This is a genomic window from Micromonospora sp. NPDC048905, from assembly GCF_040649655.1.
GTDB lineage: Bacteria > Actinomycetota > Actinomycetes > Mycobacteriales > Micromonosporaceae > Micromonospora.
Genome location: NZ_JBEZFV010000015.1, coordinates 73,801 through 87,690, shown reverse-complemented (window position 1 = coordinate 87,690; position 13,890 = coordinate 73,801). Strand labels below are relative to the sequence as shown.

Sequence of the window (13,890 nt, the reverse complement as noted above, 5' to 3'; positions counted from 1 at the left end):
GGGGGCCCACCGCCGAGCCCGTGGCACACCTGCCCACCCGGCGCCCGGCCCTGCCGCACACCACCAGCAGGAGGCGAAGTGAGCCAGGAAGTCCGGGGAGTCATCTCCCGCAGCAAGGGCGCGCCGGTCGAGGTGACCACCATCGTGGTGCCCGATCCCGGCCCCGGCGAGGCGATCGTCCGGATCCAGTCCTGCGGTGTCTGCCACACCGACCTGCACTACCGCGAGGGTGGCATCAACGACGAGTACCCGTTCCTGCTCGGCCACGAGGCGGCGGGCATCGTCGAGCAGGTGGGCGACGGCGTCACCGACGTGGCCCCCGGTGATTTCGTGGTCCTCAACTGGCGTGCGGTCTGCGGGGTCTGCCGCGCCTGCCGCCGGGGCCGCCCCTGGTACTGCTTCAACACCCACAACGCGAAGCAGCGGATGACCCTGACCGACGGCACCGAACTGGCCCCGGCGCTGGGTATCGGCGCGTTCGCCGAGAAGACCCTGGTGCACGCCGGGCAGTGCACGAAGGTCGACCCGGCCGCCCGACCGGCCGCCGTGGGCCTGCTCGGCTGCGGGGTGATGGCCGGGCTGGGCGCCGCGATGAACACCGGCAACGTCACCCGGGGCGACTCGGTCGCGGTGATCGGCTGCGGCGGCGTCGGAGACGCGGCGGTCGCCGGTGCGGTCCTCGCCGGCGCCACGACGATCGTCGCGGTGGACACCGACAGCCGCAAACTGGACTGGGCCCGCAAGTTCGGCGCCACCCACACCGTCAACGCCTCCGAGACCGACCCGGTCGAGGCGATCCGGGCCGCCACCGGCGGCTTCGGTGCCGACGTGGTGATCGACGCGGTGGGCCGACCGGAGACGTGGAAGCAGGCGTTCTACGCCCGGGACCTGGCCGGCACGGTGGTGCTGGTCGGCGTACCGACCCCGCAGATGCAGATCGAGCTGCCGCTGCTGGACGTCTTCGGGCGCGGCGGTGCGCTGAAGTCCAGCTGGTACGGCGACTGCCTGCCCAGTCGGGACTTCCCGATGCTCACCGAGCTGTACCTGCAGGGCCGCCTCGACCTGGACGCGTTCGTCACCGAGGAGATCGCGCTCGACCAGGTCGAGACCGCCTTCGCCCGGATGCACCAGGGCGACGTGCTGCGTTCGGTGGTGGTGTTCTGATGACCGCCCGCGTCGACCACGCGGTCACCGCCGGCACGTTCTCCCTGGACGGGCAGACGTTCGACGTGGACAACAACGTCTGGGTGATCGGTGACGACAGCGAGTGTGTCGTCCTGGACGCGCCGCACGACGTGGCCGCGATCCTCGCCCTGGTGGGTGACCGGCGGGTTCGGGCGATCCTGGCCACCCACGCCCACGACGACCACGTACGGGTCGCGCCCGAGCTGGCCGAGGCGACCGGCGCGCCGGTGCTGCTGCACGCCGCCGACCGGGTCCTCTGGGACATGGTCCACCCGCACCTGCCGCCGCACGGCGAGCTGCACGACGGGCAGGGCATCGAGGTGGCCGGCACCACGCTGCGGGTGCTGCACACCCCCGGGCACAGCCCCGGCGCGTGCAGTTTCCACGCCCCCGAGCTGGGTGCGGTGTTCACCGGAGACACGCTCTTCGCCGGCGGTCCGGGCGCGACCGGCCGCTCGTACAGCGACTTCGACACCATCGTTGAGTCGATCCGGACCCGTCTGCTCACCCTGCCGGCGGAGACGGTCGTGCACACCGGCCACGGTGCCGACACGACGATCGGCGCGGAGGCGCCACACCTTGACGAATGGCTCGCCCGGGGCCACTGAGACCCGGTGTGCGGCGCGGTCGACGGCTCAGCGCTCGTCGACCGCGCCCAGCACCGGCTTGACGTCCAGGATCGGGGTGCCGTCGAGGGCCTCCAGATCGGCCACCTGGACCCGCAGGCCGTCCACCGTCAGGACCCGCACCCGGTGCAGCCCGATCGGGTTGGGTCGGTGCGGGGATCGGGTGCTGAACACACCGGTCTCGGGCCGGCTCTCGTCGCCCCGCGGATGCACCGCGAGCACGTCGCGGCGTGCCCGGTCCAACCAGGTCAGCACCAACAGTTCCGCGCCGGCGCGCAGGTCCCGTAGCGCCGGCGCGACGTGCGCGTCGAAGACCAGCCAGGCGGCCGGCGCACCCTCGTCACCCTGCCGTGGCGCGCTCCCCGCGTCGGTCAGCGGCGAGGCGACCCGCCCGACCGGGTGCAGCAGGTACGCGTCACCGCTCGCCGCCTCGACCACTGTCGCTCCCCTCTGGACGCTCCCAACCTAACCCCTTCGTGGCGCTAGGATCCCGGACATGGCCGCCGACCCGCCCGCCCCTGTTGTCCGCCAGCTGCGACTCGTGGTGGAGGCCGCCGACCACGACGCTGCCGTGGCGTTCTTCCGCGACGCGCTCGGCCTGCCGGAGGAGGCGTCGTTCAGCGGCGACGACGACGCCCGGGTGGTGATCCTGGACGCCGGCCGCGCCACCCTGGAGATCGCCAACCCGGCGCAGAAGCGCATGATCGACGAGGTCGAGGTGGGTCGACAGGTGGCGCCCCGCCTCCGGGTGGCCTTCGAGGTGGACGACGCCGAGGCGACCACGGCCCGGTTGGTCGCCGCCGGGGCGAGCGAGGTCGCTCCGCCCACCCGCACGCCGTGGCAGTCGCTCAACTCCCGCCTCGACGCCCCGGCCGATCTGCACATCACCATCTTCCAGGAGCTGCGCACCGGGTCGGACGACGATGGCCCTGGACGTGACGGCGACGTCTGAGCGGGACGGCCTGCGCGCCGCTGCTCTCACCCCGGCGCAGGCGGCCGCCGTCGCGTACGTACGGTCGGTGGCCGTGGTCGAGCGCCCCGCCGCGCTGGCCACCATCGTCCGGCACCTCGCCGCCGCGGACGTCGACCGCCGACCGGAGCACCTGCTGGCGGCCATCCGGTCCGGGCAGCTGACCGTCAACTTCCACCCCGACCGGCTCTGTGCCGACGGCCGAACCGTCGCCGACGCCCTGGCCGAGGACGGGGCGTACCGCAGCCAGTTCGTCACGGGGATCTCCAACGGTGGGCTCACCGCGTACCCCGGTGGCGACCGGGACCGCTGGGAGCGCCGGAGGTTCGACGGCGCGTACCAGCGACCCGGCGTGACACCGGCGCAGCGGCCCACGTACGGCGGCCTGAACCTGCTCGACCACGCGGACGGTGCCTGCCCACGCTTCGGCTCCTGCCACCTGCGGCTGCGCCCGGCGGTGCTGGCCCGAGCGACCTTCTGCCTCGGCGACAGCCATCTCGACCCTGGCGTGGTGGGCACGGCCGACGCCTTCGAGGCGGTGCTCGCCGGGCTGCTGGCCGGCGTCGCCAGCACGGGCGAGTGCCTGGGCCGGGCCGGAACGGACATCGCCACCCTGGCGCGGACGCTGCTGGACCCGCCGAGCGCGCAGGGCACGGTCGGGCGCGCGCTCGACGACTACGTGGAGGCCCAGATCCACGGCCCGCTCGACCTCGCGCACGACGTCGAGGCACTGGTGGTGGACCCGTCCTTCGCCGGCACGCCGACCGGCGCGACGCTGGAATCGATCGCCCAGCGGTACGGTTTTCCGCTGCGGTGGCACCCCGGCTTCGCGCTGGACGTCGACCGGGTCGACGCCGAGTTCCGGGGTCCGGCCATCCCGGTGCTGGCGGCGCGCCTGCACCGGGAGTTTGCCCGACCGGGCGCCCCGGTGGACGCGGCGCTGATCGGCCGGGCGGCTGCCTCGGTGGTCGCCGAACCGCACCGGTGGGCGGACCGCGGCCCGATCGCGGACACCCTTCAGCATCTGAAGCAGCTCTGGCACGTGCTGGTCCGTTACGGCACGCCGTACGGCACCTGATCTGCCCGCTGCGCCGATCGTCCGTTTCGGGCCGACCTGTCCTCGGTCGCGTCGACCGTCGCACGTCCCCAGGTGACGGGCACCACCCCGGACCCCCGCCCCGGCATTTCCGGAATGCCCGACACGTGAACCTGGTTGTGTCCCCGTACCGCCGGAGCACCAAACCCTCTTCCGCGGTCATCTCCCGAGGAGCGTTCACCCTGGAGCGTTCCGACGATCGAAAGGAACCATCGTGAAGGCCGACTTCACTCGATGGCTCCCCGCCATCGCCAAGGACTCGTACCGCAAGACCGCGCTGAGCGTGGCGGGTGTGGCTGCCCTCGGCGGTCTGGCACTCGCGCCGACCGCGGCCGCCGCCCCGGTCACCTCCGGCCCCCACGAGGGCGCCGTGGCCGCCATCGACCTGGCCACCGGCAAGGCCAAGGCCGCTGCCCCCGTGCACCAGGAGGAGCAGCCCGTCGAGTCGGGGCTGACCACCGGCTCCGCCACCGGCAGGCCGCCGGCCGGCAAGCCCAGCCGCGACCAGCTCATTCCGCACGGCATCGAGGGCGCGCAGTCGCGTATCCCGCTCGACGACGCGCAGCTCGACAACGCCCGCAGGATCGTGGACGCGGCCAAGAAGACCGGCGTCGGCGACCGGGGCGCGGTGATCGGCGTCGCCACCTCGTTGCAGGAGTCGAAGCTCTACAACCTCGGCCACCTCGGCGCGTACAACGACCACGACTCGCAGGGACTGTTCCAGCAGCGCCCGTCGTCCGGTTGGGGCACGCCCGAGCAGATCACCGACCCGGAGTACGCCGCCACGGCGTTCTTCACCGCACTCCGTAACGTCGGCGGCTGGCAGGACCTGCCGCTGACCGCCGCCGCGCAGACCGTCCAGGTCTCCGCCTTCCCCTACGCGTACGCGCAGTGGGAGGAGCAGGCGGCGGACATCGTCCAGCAGATGTGGTGACACCCGCGACACACACGCCGGCCGGCCCCCCGTGCAGGGGGCCGGCCGGCGTCGTCGTACCGGTCTCAGGCCAGCGGCGCGCCTTCCTTGCGCAGTTTCGCCGACCCGGCACCCACCGACCAGCCGGCGACCCACCGGCTGGTGCTGGCCGCGCGGGTGCGGTCGGCCAGGTGATACCAGTCCATCCGGCACCGCTCGCGGGTCACCTCCAGTACGCCGTAACCGTGCCCGTCCAGTTCGGTCCAGCGAACGTGCGGATTCGTCGAACGCAGCAGGCCGGCACCCAGCGCGCTGAGCGCGTTGCCGGCGGGCAGGCCGAGGAAGTCGTTGACGTTGTCGCTGGTCACCGATGGCACCACGAACTCGGCAGCGGCCGGGTTGTTCGGCCCGGTGGATCGGGTGGTCACCTCGTTGGCCCACGAGGTGTGGATGTCCCCGGTGAGAAACACGACGTCACGGGTGCCGGTGGCACGCACGTAGTCGACCAGCTCGTTGCGGTCGGCGTTGTACCCGTCCCACTGGTCGGTGTTGAGCGCCGCGCCGTTCTGCGGGATGCCGAGCAGGGCACCCAGTGGGCCGAGCAGCCAGGCGGGCAGAGCCCCGACGTCCACCCGCGCGATCATCACCGGGTTGCCGACCAGCTTCCACCGTGCGCTGGACGTGGCCAGCCCAGCCTTGAGCCAGGACATCTGCGTGTCACCGGTGATGGTGCGTCCCGGGTCGTCGACCGCGGTCCCGGACGCCTGCTGTGAGCGGTACGTGCGAAGGTCCAGCATGGACAACTCAGCGAGCCGGCCGAAACGCAGCCGACGGTAGATCGCGCCGTTCACCCCGACCCGCACCGGCATCCATTCCAGGTACGCCTGGCGCGCCGCGGCGAGCCGATCCGTGAACGGGCCCTCGGTGCCCGGCGTGTGGTTCTCCGCGCCGCCGGACCACTGGTCGTTGGCCACCTCGTGGTCGTCCCAGGTGATCACCCACGGCACTGCGGCATGCAACGCCTGCAGGTCCGGGTCGGTCTTGTAGAGCGCGTGCCGGATCCGGTAGTCGGCGAGGGTGAGCACCTCGTGCGCGGGTCGCACCGGCCGGACCACCGTGCCGCCCGCGTCGAACTCCCCGCTGCCGTACTCGTAGAGGTAGTCGCCCAGGTGCACCACCAGGTTGAGGTCGCCTCGCTCGGCCAGATGCCGGTACGCCGCGAAGAAGCCGGCTTCCCAGTTCGCACAGGACACCACGCCGAGGCGCAGCCGGTCGATCTCCGCCTCCACCGGTGGCGCCGTCATGGTCCGGCCAGCCGGCGACCAGCCGCCGTTGTGGCCGAAGCGATACCAGTAGGTGGTGGCCGGTGCCAGGCCGTCCACCACCACCTTCACCGTGTGGTCCGATGCCGGTCCGGTGTGCTGTGTCCCCACGGCCACCACCGTGGTGAAGTCCGGGTCGGCGGCGACCTGCCAGGTCACGCCCACCTCGGGGCCGAGGCCGGAGCCGGGCTGCGCCTCGGCGGTCGGGGTCAACCGGGTCCAGAGCAGGACGCCGTCCGGTAGCGGGTCACCGGAGGCGACGCCGTGCTGGAAGGCGCCGTCGGCCGCGTGGGCCGGCGCGCCACCGGCGAGGGTGACGCCGGCCAGCGCGGCGGTGCCAGCCGATGCGCCGGCCACCCGCAGGAGAGTACGACGGTCAAGGGTGTTCGTCATGGTCTATGTGTCTACCGTCGATGGTGGCTCGTGCGCTGCCCCCGTCGACGAGTGTTCGCCGACCCGTCGACGGGGGTTCCCGTTACCCCGCCGCTCAGCAGGCGGGGTAGAGGCGGCGGGTGCCAACCCCGGCGGCGTACGCGTCCCGGTCGCTGAACCGGCAGCCGTAGTCGGGCCGCGCCACCACGGCCGGGTCCGTCACGGTGTCGCCGGCCGGGCGCTTGCCGGTGCGTACCCACGACACCAGGTCGTCCCAGGCGGCGCCGGCCTCGGCCGGGGTGAACTCGCAGTGCTGCGTGGCCCGGATCGCCCGCTGCACCACCAGCCTGCCGCGACCGTTGCGTGCCACGTCGGTGGCGTACGCCTGCTCCATGCTGAACGGAACGAACAGGTCACCGAGGCCGTGCAGGCTGAGCACCGGCGCGGTGGGCCGACCGGCGATCCGCGGCACCTCGGTCAGCGTCGGCAGGAGCCGCTGCACGACGTTCTCCGGGGGGACCCGCCGCACGGTGGCGTTGACGTTCACCGAGCTGTTCGGGGTGTACCGGGTGAGCAGGTTCGTGGACAGCTGACCGGGTCGCTGGGCGGGGGAGTTGCCGCTGCTGGTGGGCACGCTGATCGAGAAGAGGAAGTCCTTCCAGACCGCGAACGCGGCGTCAGCTCCCGGACGCGGCCCGCCCGAACGGTTCACCGTGATCGCCCGCAGTTGCCTGCCCCGCTCGGTGGTGGTGTCCGGCCCGGTGGGGGTCAGTCCCGTCAGGCCGAGCGCCGCCTGGATGCGGGGCACCGCGTTGGTCAGGTAGTCGGCCGGGGCGGGATGGGCCGGCACCTCGGCGAGCGCCTGTGCGACCAGGTTGTAGTCCAGGTAGAAGTCGAGCAGCGTCTGATCGCCGAGCACCCCGCACATCGGCAGCGCCCCGTCGTAGTAGCCCGGGTACTGCTCCAGCGAACGACCGATGACGTACCCGCCCATCGACACCCCGGCCAGGTAGGTGTGGTGCGGTCGGCGAACCGTCCGTCCGAAGTGGTCGGCGAGGTCTTTGGTGCCCAGCACGCCGGAGCGGATGTCGAAGCCGTTGCGGTCGTACGACGACGACGCCCAGGCGTACCCCTGCTCCACGAGACGCTCGCGCAACCCGAAGGCGGGCGGCTCCGGCGAGAGCACCGTGCCCTGGCCCCGGTAACCGTGCGCCCACAACACCAGGTTGCCGTTCCACCGGGCGGGGACCTCGATGATGTAGCCGGCGTGGCGGTGCACGCCCTGGCGTACCGTCGTGGACCTGCCGCCCACGACCAGCGGAGCCAACGGCGGGTTCTCGATGGTGTAGCCGGGCAGCGGTTGGCCGCCGCCCGGGTCGCGACCGGTGGCGCTGGCCGGCGCGGCACCGGCCAACCCGACCGCCAGGGTCAGCGTCACGGTCGCGGCGAGCAGCCGGCGGAGGGTACGAACGGGTGCGGACAGCATCGATGCTCCCCATCGGACGGATGTCGCCCTGGGGGCGACCAGGCGGGACGGTTGCCTACCGGCCGGTAGCGCCCTGAACCTAGGACCGCCGTCGACACGTGTCAATGGCTGTGCTGATCGGCTGGTCAAGCGGTATGCGCCGCGTGCTGGTGGATGGTCGGCCGGACGTACCCGGTTGTCGGTGGGGGTGGGCCGGTCAGGTTGACTTGTCGGCGTGGACGAGTTGATCTGGGAGGCGGCCCGAGCGTCGCGCACGTGGCTGGACACGGCGAACGGCACCGGGCAGACCGAACTGACCTGCCGCATCCTCAAGCTGACCGAGGAGGCGGGGGAGGCGTCCGCCGCCTGGATCGGTCTGCTCGGGCAGAATCCTCGCAAAGGTGTCACCCACACCCGCGAGGACGTCGCGGCGGAGTTGGCGGACGTCGCCTTTACGGCCTTGGTGGCCATCGAGAGCCTGGGGTTGGACGCGCAGACCGTCCTGGACGCCTGCGCCGCGAAGGTGCGCTCCCGCCTCGCCGGGTGAACCCGCCCCGGCCGAGGCCCCCGTACGCCGCGCGCGGCGTGGCCGGAGGCCGTGCGCGCCTAGGCGGGCATGATCGACTCGGTTCTCTTGATATCGGGGTGACTGTGGGTCCGGGATAGCCCGATTTTCTTGAAGTCGAGTGGATCGTGCTCGTTTGGTGGCTCAAGGTCATGGGCGCGAGATGATGTGGGTGTCTTGTCCGGTCAGGGTGGGTTCTGGGCTGTGGCCGGGCGCACCCGTGGGGCGGAATCGTGGCGGGGTCGGGGTCGTTACACACCCTGATGATCGCAGGACCACCGCCCGGCCGCCCGGCCCGCCGGGGGTGGGAATGCGGGACCCGGTCGGGTCGTTGTAGTCCCCACGAACGACCGTAGGCATCGCCTTCACGTGGGTGCCGATGGATGGGCCGCCCCCCGGAATGACCCTGGCCCCCCGGTCGTTACATCTGGACCCCGGCGCCCTGAGCCCTCCGCTCGGTAGGTCGCCGACCCGACGCCCGCGAGGGTGTTACCCCTCAGACTTCCCCCTTGTGAACGTGCAGCGCCGGACGAGGTGCTCACACCCTGCCGCCGTTCCCCCCTTTTGGCGGTCGGGGTGTCCTACCCCCGAAGGAGCTACCCCCATGAACACGATCATGCGTAAGAGTGTGCTGTCCGTTGCTGGTCTGGCGTTCGCCGGTGGTGTGTTCGCCGGCCCGATCGCCGCCCACGCCGCCAACCCGGTTGAGGGCAAGCCCGTCGCGGCGGCCGTGCAGACCACCGCGCCGAAGCCGCAGGGCGAGCAGTCGCACATCGACCTCAACGAGGAGAAGACCGCCAACGTCAAGGCGATCATCGCCGCCACGAAGAAGGCCGGCCTGCCCGAGCGGGCTGCGGTGATCTCGATCGCGACGAGCCTGCAGGAGTCGAAGCTGGACAACCTGGGCCACCTGGGTGACATGAACGACCACGACTCGTTGGGTCTGTTCCAGCAGCGCCCGAGTTCGGGTTGGGGCACGCCGGAGCAGATCACCGACCCGGCCTACTCCACCACCGTGTTCCTCAAGGGCCTCAAGCAGGTCGACGGCTGGCAGGACATGCCCCTGACCGAGGCCGCGCAGACCGTCCAGGTGTCCGCCTACCCCGACGCCTACGCCCAGTGGGAGCAGCAGGCCACCGACCTCGTCAGCCAGCACTGGAACAGCTGACCCACCGCACTACCGCACTACCGCACTACACGGACCGCTGGCCGGCACCCCGCAAACCGGGTGCCGGCCAGCGGCGTATCCGCCGCCTGGTCGGGGCTGGCGGGCTGGGCGGTGAGGTGCCCGACGCACCCTCGGGCGTGCCGGGGAGCTGATTACCCCGACCTGATCGGTGGTTGTTCGCCGATCTTGGACAGTTTCCGTTCGCGCGAAACGGTAACTGTCCAAGATCTCCGTTCCTGCGGCGGTGAAGTGCGCGATCGGCACCGCGGGCGGCGGTGACAAGCATGACCCGCACCGCCAGCGGCGGGGAGCGCGATTGACAGCGCCGGCGGAGGTGGGGAGTGCGCGACTGGCACCGAGTGATTCGGCCGTCCCGGCGGATGCGGTACCTGCCGGCGCGAACTCGACCTGGGCGCGGCGGGAACTGTCGTCCGGCTCTCGGCGAGCTCTTGACCAGGAAGCGCCGCGACGGTCCGAGGGCGTGAGCGTACAGTCGGGCGGTGGAGCGTACCGAATCGATGCTGGCGCAGACCCGGCCACCTGGCGTGGCCGACGTGGATCCCGGCAGTGTGCTGTTGCCCGGCCACGACGTGCCGTTGGGTCGGTACACCACGGTGCGGCGGTTGTTGCCGCAGCGGGTCCGTCGGATGGTCGGCGCCTGGTGTTTCGTGGACCATTTCGGCCCGGACGATGTGGCGCAGCGGCCCGGCATGGAGGTGCCGCCGCACCCGCACACCGGTCTGCAGACGGTGACGTGGCTCCTCGACGGTGAGATCCTGCACCGCGACAGCCTCGGCAACGTGCAGCCGATCCGGCCCGGTCAACTCAATGTGATGACCTCGGGCAACGGCATCGCCCACTCCGAGCGGTCGCCGGCCGTCCACCCGCCGGTGATGCACGGCGTGCAGCTCTGGGTGGCGCTGCCGGACCCGGCGCGGGCCGGGGCGGCCGACTTCGCGCACCACGCCGACCTGCCGCGGTGGCGCGACGGCGATCTTGATCTCACCCTGCTGGTGGGCGAGTTCGCCGGGCAGCGGTCACCGGCGGTGGTGCACACCCCGCTGGTCGGCGTGCAGTTGGAGTTGAGCGGTGAGGCGCCGACGACGTTGACGCTGCGGCCCGACTTCGAGTACGCCCTGCTGGCGATGTCCGGCGCCGCCGAGGCGGCCGAGGTGGGATTCGAGCCGGGGGAGTTGCTGTATCTGGGCTCCGGTCGCCGCGAGCTGACCGTGCGCGGTGGGGCCGGGGCCCGCTTGCTGTTGCTGGGCGGTGCGCCCTTCGAGGAGCCGCTGGTCATGTGGTGGAACTTCGTCGGCCGCTCGCACGAGGAGATCGCGGCAGCCCGCGCGGACTGGATGGCTGGGGACGGACGGTTCGGCGTGGTCGCCGACGATTCGGCGCCTCCGCTGCCGGCTCCCGCCCTGCCCACCACCCGCCTCAAGGCCCGCGACCGCACCGGCGGCCTGCACAGCTGACGCGGCCCGACGCGGGCCGGGTGTGACCGAGGGTCGCGCGGGTAGTCGCCGGCATGCCGACCACTCTGATCACGCCCCTGGCGGACCGGAAGCGTCTGGCGCGCCGCCTCGCCGGCAGCGGACGGGGCTTCGCCGAGCAGTACGGCTTTCGGGTGACCAACAACCCGGCGAGCCTGTTCCAGGTGCTCTACCTGGCGGTGCTCCTGGCGCGTCGGGGCGACTTCCGCCGGGCGTTGGACGGGGCGCGGGCGTTGCGCGACGAGGGCTGGGACAGCGCCGCCCGGCTGGCCCGGTCACTGCACGAGGACCGGGCCCGGGTGCTGCGCGCGAGTGGCCAGCGCGGCGACGTGGACGCGCTCGCCGACGTGTTGGGTGACCTGGCCCGCACGGTGGTCGAGCGGTACCGGGGGGATCTGCGCCGTTTGCGGGCGGTGGCGCGGCACGACCCGGACCGGGAGCGGACGCTCCTCACCGAGCTTCCGGGCGTGGATGGTCAGGTCGTCGAGTTGTTTCTCCGTGAGGCGCAGGCGCTGTGGCGGGAGGTGGCGCCGGTCGCCGACCGCCGGGCGTTGGCGGCGGCCCGTCGGCTCGGTCTGGGCAGGTCGGCGGACGACCTGGCCGGCCTTGCCAGCGAGTCGGAGCAGCTGGCCTGGCTGGTGGGGGCGCTGGCCCGGGTCGACTTGGAGCACCGGTACGCGGAGGTGACTGGTCGGCCGTGACGTGCCCTGGCCCACACTTCGTCAAAATCTGACCAAACGGAGGATGTTCTGTCGTATGGTTGGACCCGGCAGTGCTGACCGCTCGGTTCGGGCGGGCATCCACCGCTTGGTGACCCGCGACCGGTTCGGACGCGGTTCACCGCCTGGGCAGGCTTGCGTGGCGCCCTGGGTCGCGGTTCGTGACCAGGGGCGCCCGCCTGTCCCGGCCCTTCCTTTCGCGCCGCTCCGTGCCACCTCCGGGCCAGCGCGGCCCCCTCCATCGCAGCCCGCTCAGTTGGCCAGGCCGGCCAGCAGATTCACGGTCACGGCGATGATGAAGGCACCGAACAGGTACGACACCATCGAGTGCCGTAGCACCGTGCGACGCATCTCGTTGCTGGTCAGGTTGGTGTCGGAGATCTGGAACGTCGTCCCGATGGTGAATGCGACGTACGCGAAGTCGGAGTAGCACGGCGGCTCGGACTGGTTGAAGTTCACCCCGCCGTCCGGGCCGGTGTAGTAGATCCGGGCGTACCGGGCGGCGAACACGGTGTGCACCACGAACCAGGACAGCAGCACGCTGAGGACGCCGAGGGCGCCGTGCGCCTCCCGGCCGAGCCCGGGTGGCGCGCTCTGGGCGCTGGCCACCACCAGTCCCACGGCCAGCAGGCTGGCCAGGCAGGCGACGAGCAGCAGCGCGTCGCGGATCGCCCGATTCGGGTCCTCGTGTACGGCCAGCCGCGCGGTCCGCTCGGCGTCCATCGGCCAGAGCTTGTGCCAGACCAGGGCGAGCCAGCTCAGCGCGCCCACGTCCCAGCCCGCGAGCGCGGCGAGCGGTAGGGGTAGCAGCAGCGCGAAGAGGCAGCCGGCGATGACACCGACCACGGCCACCACGGCGAGTTGCACTGCGGCCGGGAAGCGCACGTCCGGCGGTCGGGACGACGGTCGGGGTGCGGGGCCGGGGTGGGTCATCGGCGACGCCCCGGTGTCGGAGCCGTGGCCGCCACCGCCGGGTCAGATGCCGCGCAGATGCTGCGAGACCCGGTTGTGCGTCTTGTCCCGGGCCTGTTCGGCGCGCTGCGCGGGACCCACCTCGGGCGCGGCCTCGATGCCGGCCGACCGGGCCACCTCGGTGCCGTTGGCGTAGTCCACCGGCGGCAGGGCCCGCAACGCCTTCAGTACGTCCGGCGGGGCGCCCTCCCGTTCGGCCTCGCGGACCACGTCGTCCTTCTCGGCCGGGTAGTCCAGGCTCGACAGGTACTGCAGGACGTCGGCGTAGCTCGCCATGGCGTGGGCTCCCTCGGGGCATCGATGTGGTCACGACCGGCGGCGGTTACCCACCCGCCGGCCCCTCACGCCCGACCGGCGCAGGAATCCCGGGCCGTTTCCGCTCCGCCGCCGCGGGTACCCGCAGGCGCCGACGCGAGCCCAAGGGAGTACGCGATGAACTACGACACCTTCATCGACCAGGTTTCCCACCGCACCGCGACGTCCTCGGAGCGCGCGGTCGAGGTGACCCGCGCCGTCCTGGAGACGTTCGCCGAGCGGCTGACCGGCGGCGAGGTCCTGGACCTGGCCGCCCAACTGCCGCAGCCGTTGCAACTGGTGCTCAAGCCGAGCCCGAGCACGGAGCAGGCGGACCGGTTCGGGGCGGCCGAGTTCGTCGCCCGGGTGGCGTTGCGCGCGGGGGTGCAGGAGCCGGCCGCCGGGGACGCGACGCGGGCGGTCTTCACCACCCTGCGGGAGGCGATCACCGGTGGTGAGTTCGATGACGTCGTCACTCAGTTGCCGCGCGACTATCGGGGCCTGGTGGAGCAGGCGATGGCTCCGGGGGCGACGCTGCGCCGTGCCTGATCGCGGTGCACACAGCTGTTTACCAGGGCAACCATTGATGTCCCGCTTGGCGTGGGGATTCAGCCTGGCCTAACCTTGTCGTGCGAGGGGAGTACTTCCCACGAACCATTCCGGTCAGTACGGCACGCCCGGCGTGCCTCGGGTGGTTGCCCATCAGGTGATGGGTGAAGGAGACCTCGAA

At 72.1% G+C, this 13,890-nt stretch carries 15 protein-coding genes; 10 read left to right on the top strand and 5 right to left on the bottom strand.

What is annotated here, in order from left to right:
• The first annotated feature begins 78 nt into the window (after positions 1-78).
• Positions 79-1,164, top strand: coding sequence for an S-(hydroxymethyl)mycothiol dehydrogenase (locus tag AB0C01_RS29275; RefSeq protein WP_357239227.1), 1,086 nt, complete (start codon positions 79-81; stop codon positions 1,162-1,164).
• Complete coding sequence (locus AB0C01_RS29270; protein ID WP_357239224.1) at positions 1,164-1,793, top strand: MBL fold metallo-hydrolase; 630 nt, start codon at positions 1,164-1,166, stop codon at positions 1,791-1,793. Before AB0C01_RS29275 ends, AB0C01_RS29270 begins: the two co-directional genes overlap by 1 nt.
• Positions 1,794-1,820: 27 nt before the next feature.
• Here the strand turns inward: AB0C01_RS29270 and tsaA are convergent, their stop codons facing one another.
• Positions 1,821-2,249 (bottom strand): tRNA (N6-threonylcarbamoyladenosine(37)-N6)-methyltransferase TrmO, encoded by a 429-nt coding sequence (gene tsaA / locus AB0C01_RS29265; protein WP_357239221.1) that lies wholly within the window; start codon positions 2,247-2,249, stop codon positions 1,821-1,823.
• Between the two features lie 58 nt (positions 2,250-2,307).
• Here tsaA and AB0C01_RS29260 point away from each other — a divergent pair, with 58 nt between their 5' ends.
• From AB0C01_RS29260 to AB0C01_RS29250, 3 genes are all read left to right on the top strand, one after another.
• Positions 2,308-2,763 carry a VOC family protein gene (locus AB0C01_RS29260; protein ID WP_357239218.1) on the top strand — a complete coding sequence of 152 codons (456 nt, stop codon included), beginning with the start codon at positions 2,308-2,310 and terminating at the stop codon, positions 2,761-2,763.
• Positions 2,747-3,859, top strand: coding sequence for a DUF3626 domain-containing protein (locus AB0C01_RS29255; protein ID WP_357572665.1), 1,113 nt, complete (start codon positions 2,747-2,749; stop codon positions 3,857-3,859). The genes AB0C01_RS29260 and AB0C01_RS29255 overlap by 17 nt, the downstream gene beginning before the upstream one ends.
• Before the next feature lie 232 nt (positions 3,860-4,091).
• On the top strand, positions 4,092-4,811 hold the full coding sequence (locus AB0C01_RS29250) for a hypothetical protein (protein ID WP_357572664.1): 720 nt from the start codon (positions 4,092-4,094) through the stop codon (positions 4,809-4,811).
• A 65-nt stretch (positions 4,812-4,876) separates the two neighbouring features.
• Here the strand turns inward: AB0C01_RS29250 and AB0C01_RS29245 are convergent, their stop codons facing one another.
• Together AB0C01_RS29245 and AB0C01_RS29240 are read right to left on the bottom strand one after the other, a co-directional pair.
• Complete coding sequence (locus tag AB0C01_RS29245; RefSeq protein ID WP_357239210.1) at positions 4,877-6,505, bottom strand: alkaline phosphatase D family protein; 1,629 nt, start codon at positions 6,503-6,505, stop codon at positions 4,877-4,879.
• A 94-nt stretch (positions 6,506-6,599) separates the two neighbouring features.
• Positions 6,600-7,970 carry a hypothetical protein gene (locus AB0C01_RS29240; RefSeq protein WP_357572663.1) on the bottom strand — a complete coding sequence of 457 codons (1,371 nt, stop codon included), beginning with the start codon at positions 7,968-7,970 and terminating at the stop codon, positions 6,600-6,602.
• A 214-nt stretch (positions 7,971-8,184) separates the two neighbouring features.
• On the opposite strand from AB0C01_RS29240, the gene AB0C01_RS29235 reads away from it, so the two are divergent.
• The 4 genes from AB0C01_RS29235 (at position 8,185) to AB0C01_RS29220 (ending at position 11,876) form a co-directional block, all read left to right on the top strand.
• Complete coding sequence (locus AB0C01_RS29235; RefSeq protein WP_357239204.1) at positions 8,185-8,496, top strand: MazG-like family protein; 312 nt, start codon at positions 8,185-8,187, stop codon at positions 8,494-8,496.
• Positions 8,497-9,118: 622 nt separating this feature from the next.
• A complete protein-coding gene (locus AB0C01_RS29230) occupies positions 9,119-9,682 on the top strand; it encodes a hypothetical protein (RefSeq protein ID WP_357572661.1) in 564 nt (187 codons plus the stop codon).
• A gap of 500 nt (positions 9,683-10,182) precedes the next feature.
• Positions 10,183-11,157, top strand: coding sequence for a pirin family protein (locus tag AB0C01_RS29225; RefSeq protein WP_357239198.1), 975 nt, complete (start codon positions 10,183-10,185; stop codon positions 11,155-11,157).
• Between the two features lie 53 nt (positions 11,158-11,210).
• Entirely contained in the window at positions 11,211-11,876 is a 666-nt protein-coding gene (locus AB0C01_RS29220) for a hypothetical protein (RefSeq protein ID WP_357572660.1), read from the top strand.
• 270 nt (positions 11,877-12,146) lie between these two features.
• Here the strand turns inward: AB0C01_RS29220 and AB0C01_RS29215 are convergent, their stop codons facing one another.
• Together AB0C01_RS29215 and AB0C01_RS29210 are read right to left on the bottom strand one after the other, a co-directional pair.
• Positions 12,147-12,827 (bottom strand): DUF1345 domain-containing protein, encoded by a 681-nt coding sequence (locus AB0C01_RS29215; protein ID WP_357572659.1) that lies wholly within the window; start codon positions 12,825-12,827, stop codon positions 12,147-12,149.
• A gap of 42 nt (positions 12,828-12,869) precedes the next feature.
• Entirely contained in the window at positions 12,870-13,142 is a 273-nt protein-coding gene (locus AB0C01_RS29210) for a DUF2795 domain-containing protein (protein WP_328654669.1), read from the bottom strand.
• A gap of 156 nt (positions 13,143-13,298) precedes the next feature.
• Between AB0C01_RS29210 and AB0C01_RS29205 the strand changes: the two genes are divergently transcribed.
• Positions 13,299-13,709, top strand: a complete 411-nt coding sequence (locus AB0C01_RS29205; RefSeq protein WP_357239188.1) for a DUF2267 domain-containing protein — start codon at positions 13,299-13,301, stop codon at positions 13,707-13,709.
• Positions 13,710-13,890: the final 181 nt, after the last annotated feature.

What these genes read in the sequence shown, in the direction of transcription:
- AB0C01_RS29230 (WP_357572661.1), top strand. Translation starts at nt 9,119, where the DNA reads ATGAACACGATCATGCGTAAGAGTGTGCTGTCCGTTGCTGGTCTGGCG.
- AB0C01_RS29220 (WP_357572660.1), top strand. Translation starts at nt 11,211, where the DNA reads ATGCCGACCACTCTGATCACGCCCCTGGCGGACCGGAAGCGTCTGGCG.
- AB0C01_RS29245 (WP_357239210.1), bottom strand. Translation starts at nt 6,505, where the DNA reads ATGACGAACACCCTTGACCGTCGTACTCTCCTGCGGGTGGCCGGCGCA.
- AB0C01_RS29240 (WP_357572663.1), bottom strand. Translation starts at nt 7,970, where the DNA reads ATGCTGTCCGCACCCGTTCGTACCCTCCGCCGGCTGCTCGCCGCGACC.
- AB0C01_RS29215 (WP_357572659.1), bottom strand. Translation starts at nt 12,827, where the DNA reads ATGACCCACCCCGGCCCCGCACCCCGACCGTCGTCCCGACCGCCGGAC.
- AB0C01_RS29270 (WP_357239224.1), top strand. Translation starts at nt 1,164, where the DNA reads ATGACCGCCCGCGTCGACCACGCGGTCACCGCCGGCACGTTCTCCCTG.
- AB0C01_RS29260 (WP_357239218.1), top strand. Translation starts at nt 2,308, where the DNA reads ATGGCCGCCGACCCGCCCGCCCCTGTTGTCCGCCAGCTGCGACTCGTG.
- AB0C01_RS29205 (WP_357239188.1), top strand. Translation starts at nt 13,299, where the DNA reads ATGAACTACGACACCTTCATCGACCAGGTTTCCCACCGCACCGCGACG.
- AB0C01_RS29210 (WP_328654669.1), bottom strand. Translation starts at nt 13,142, where the DNA reads ATGGCGAGCTACGCCGACGTCCTGCAGTACCTGTCGAGCCTGGACTAC.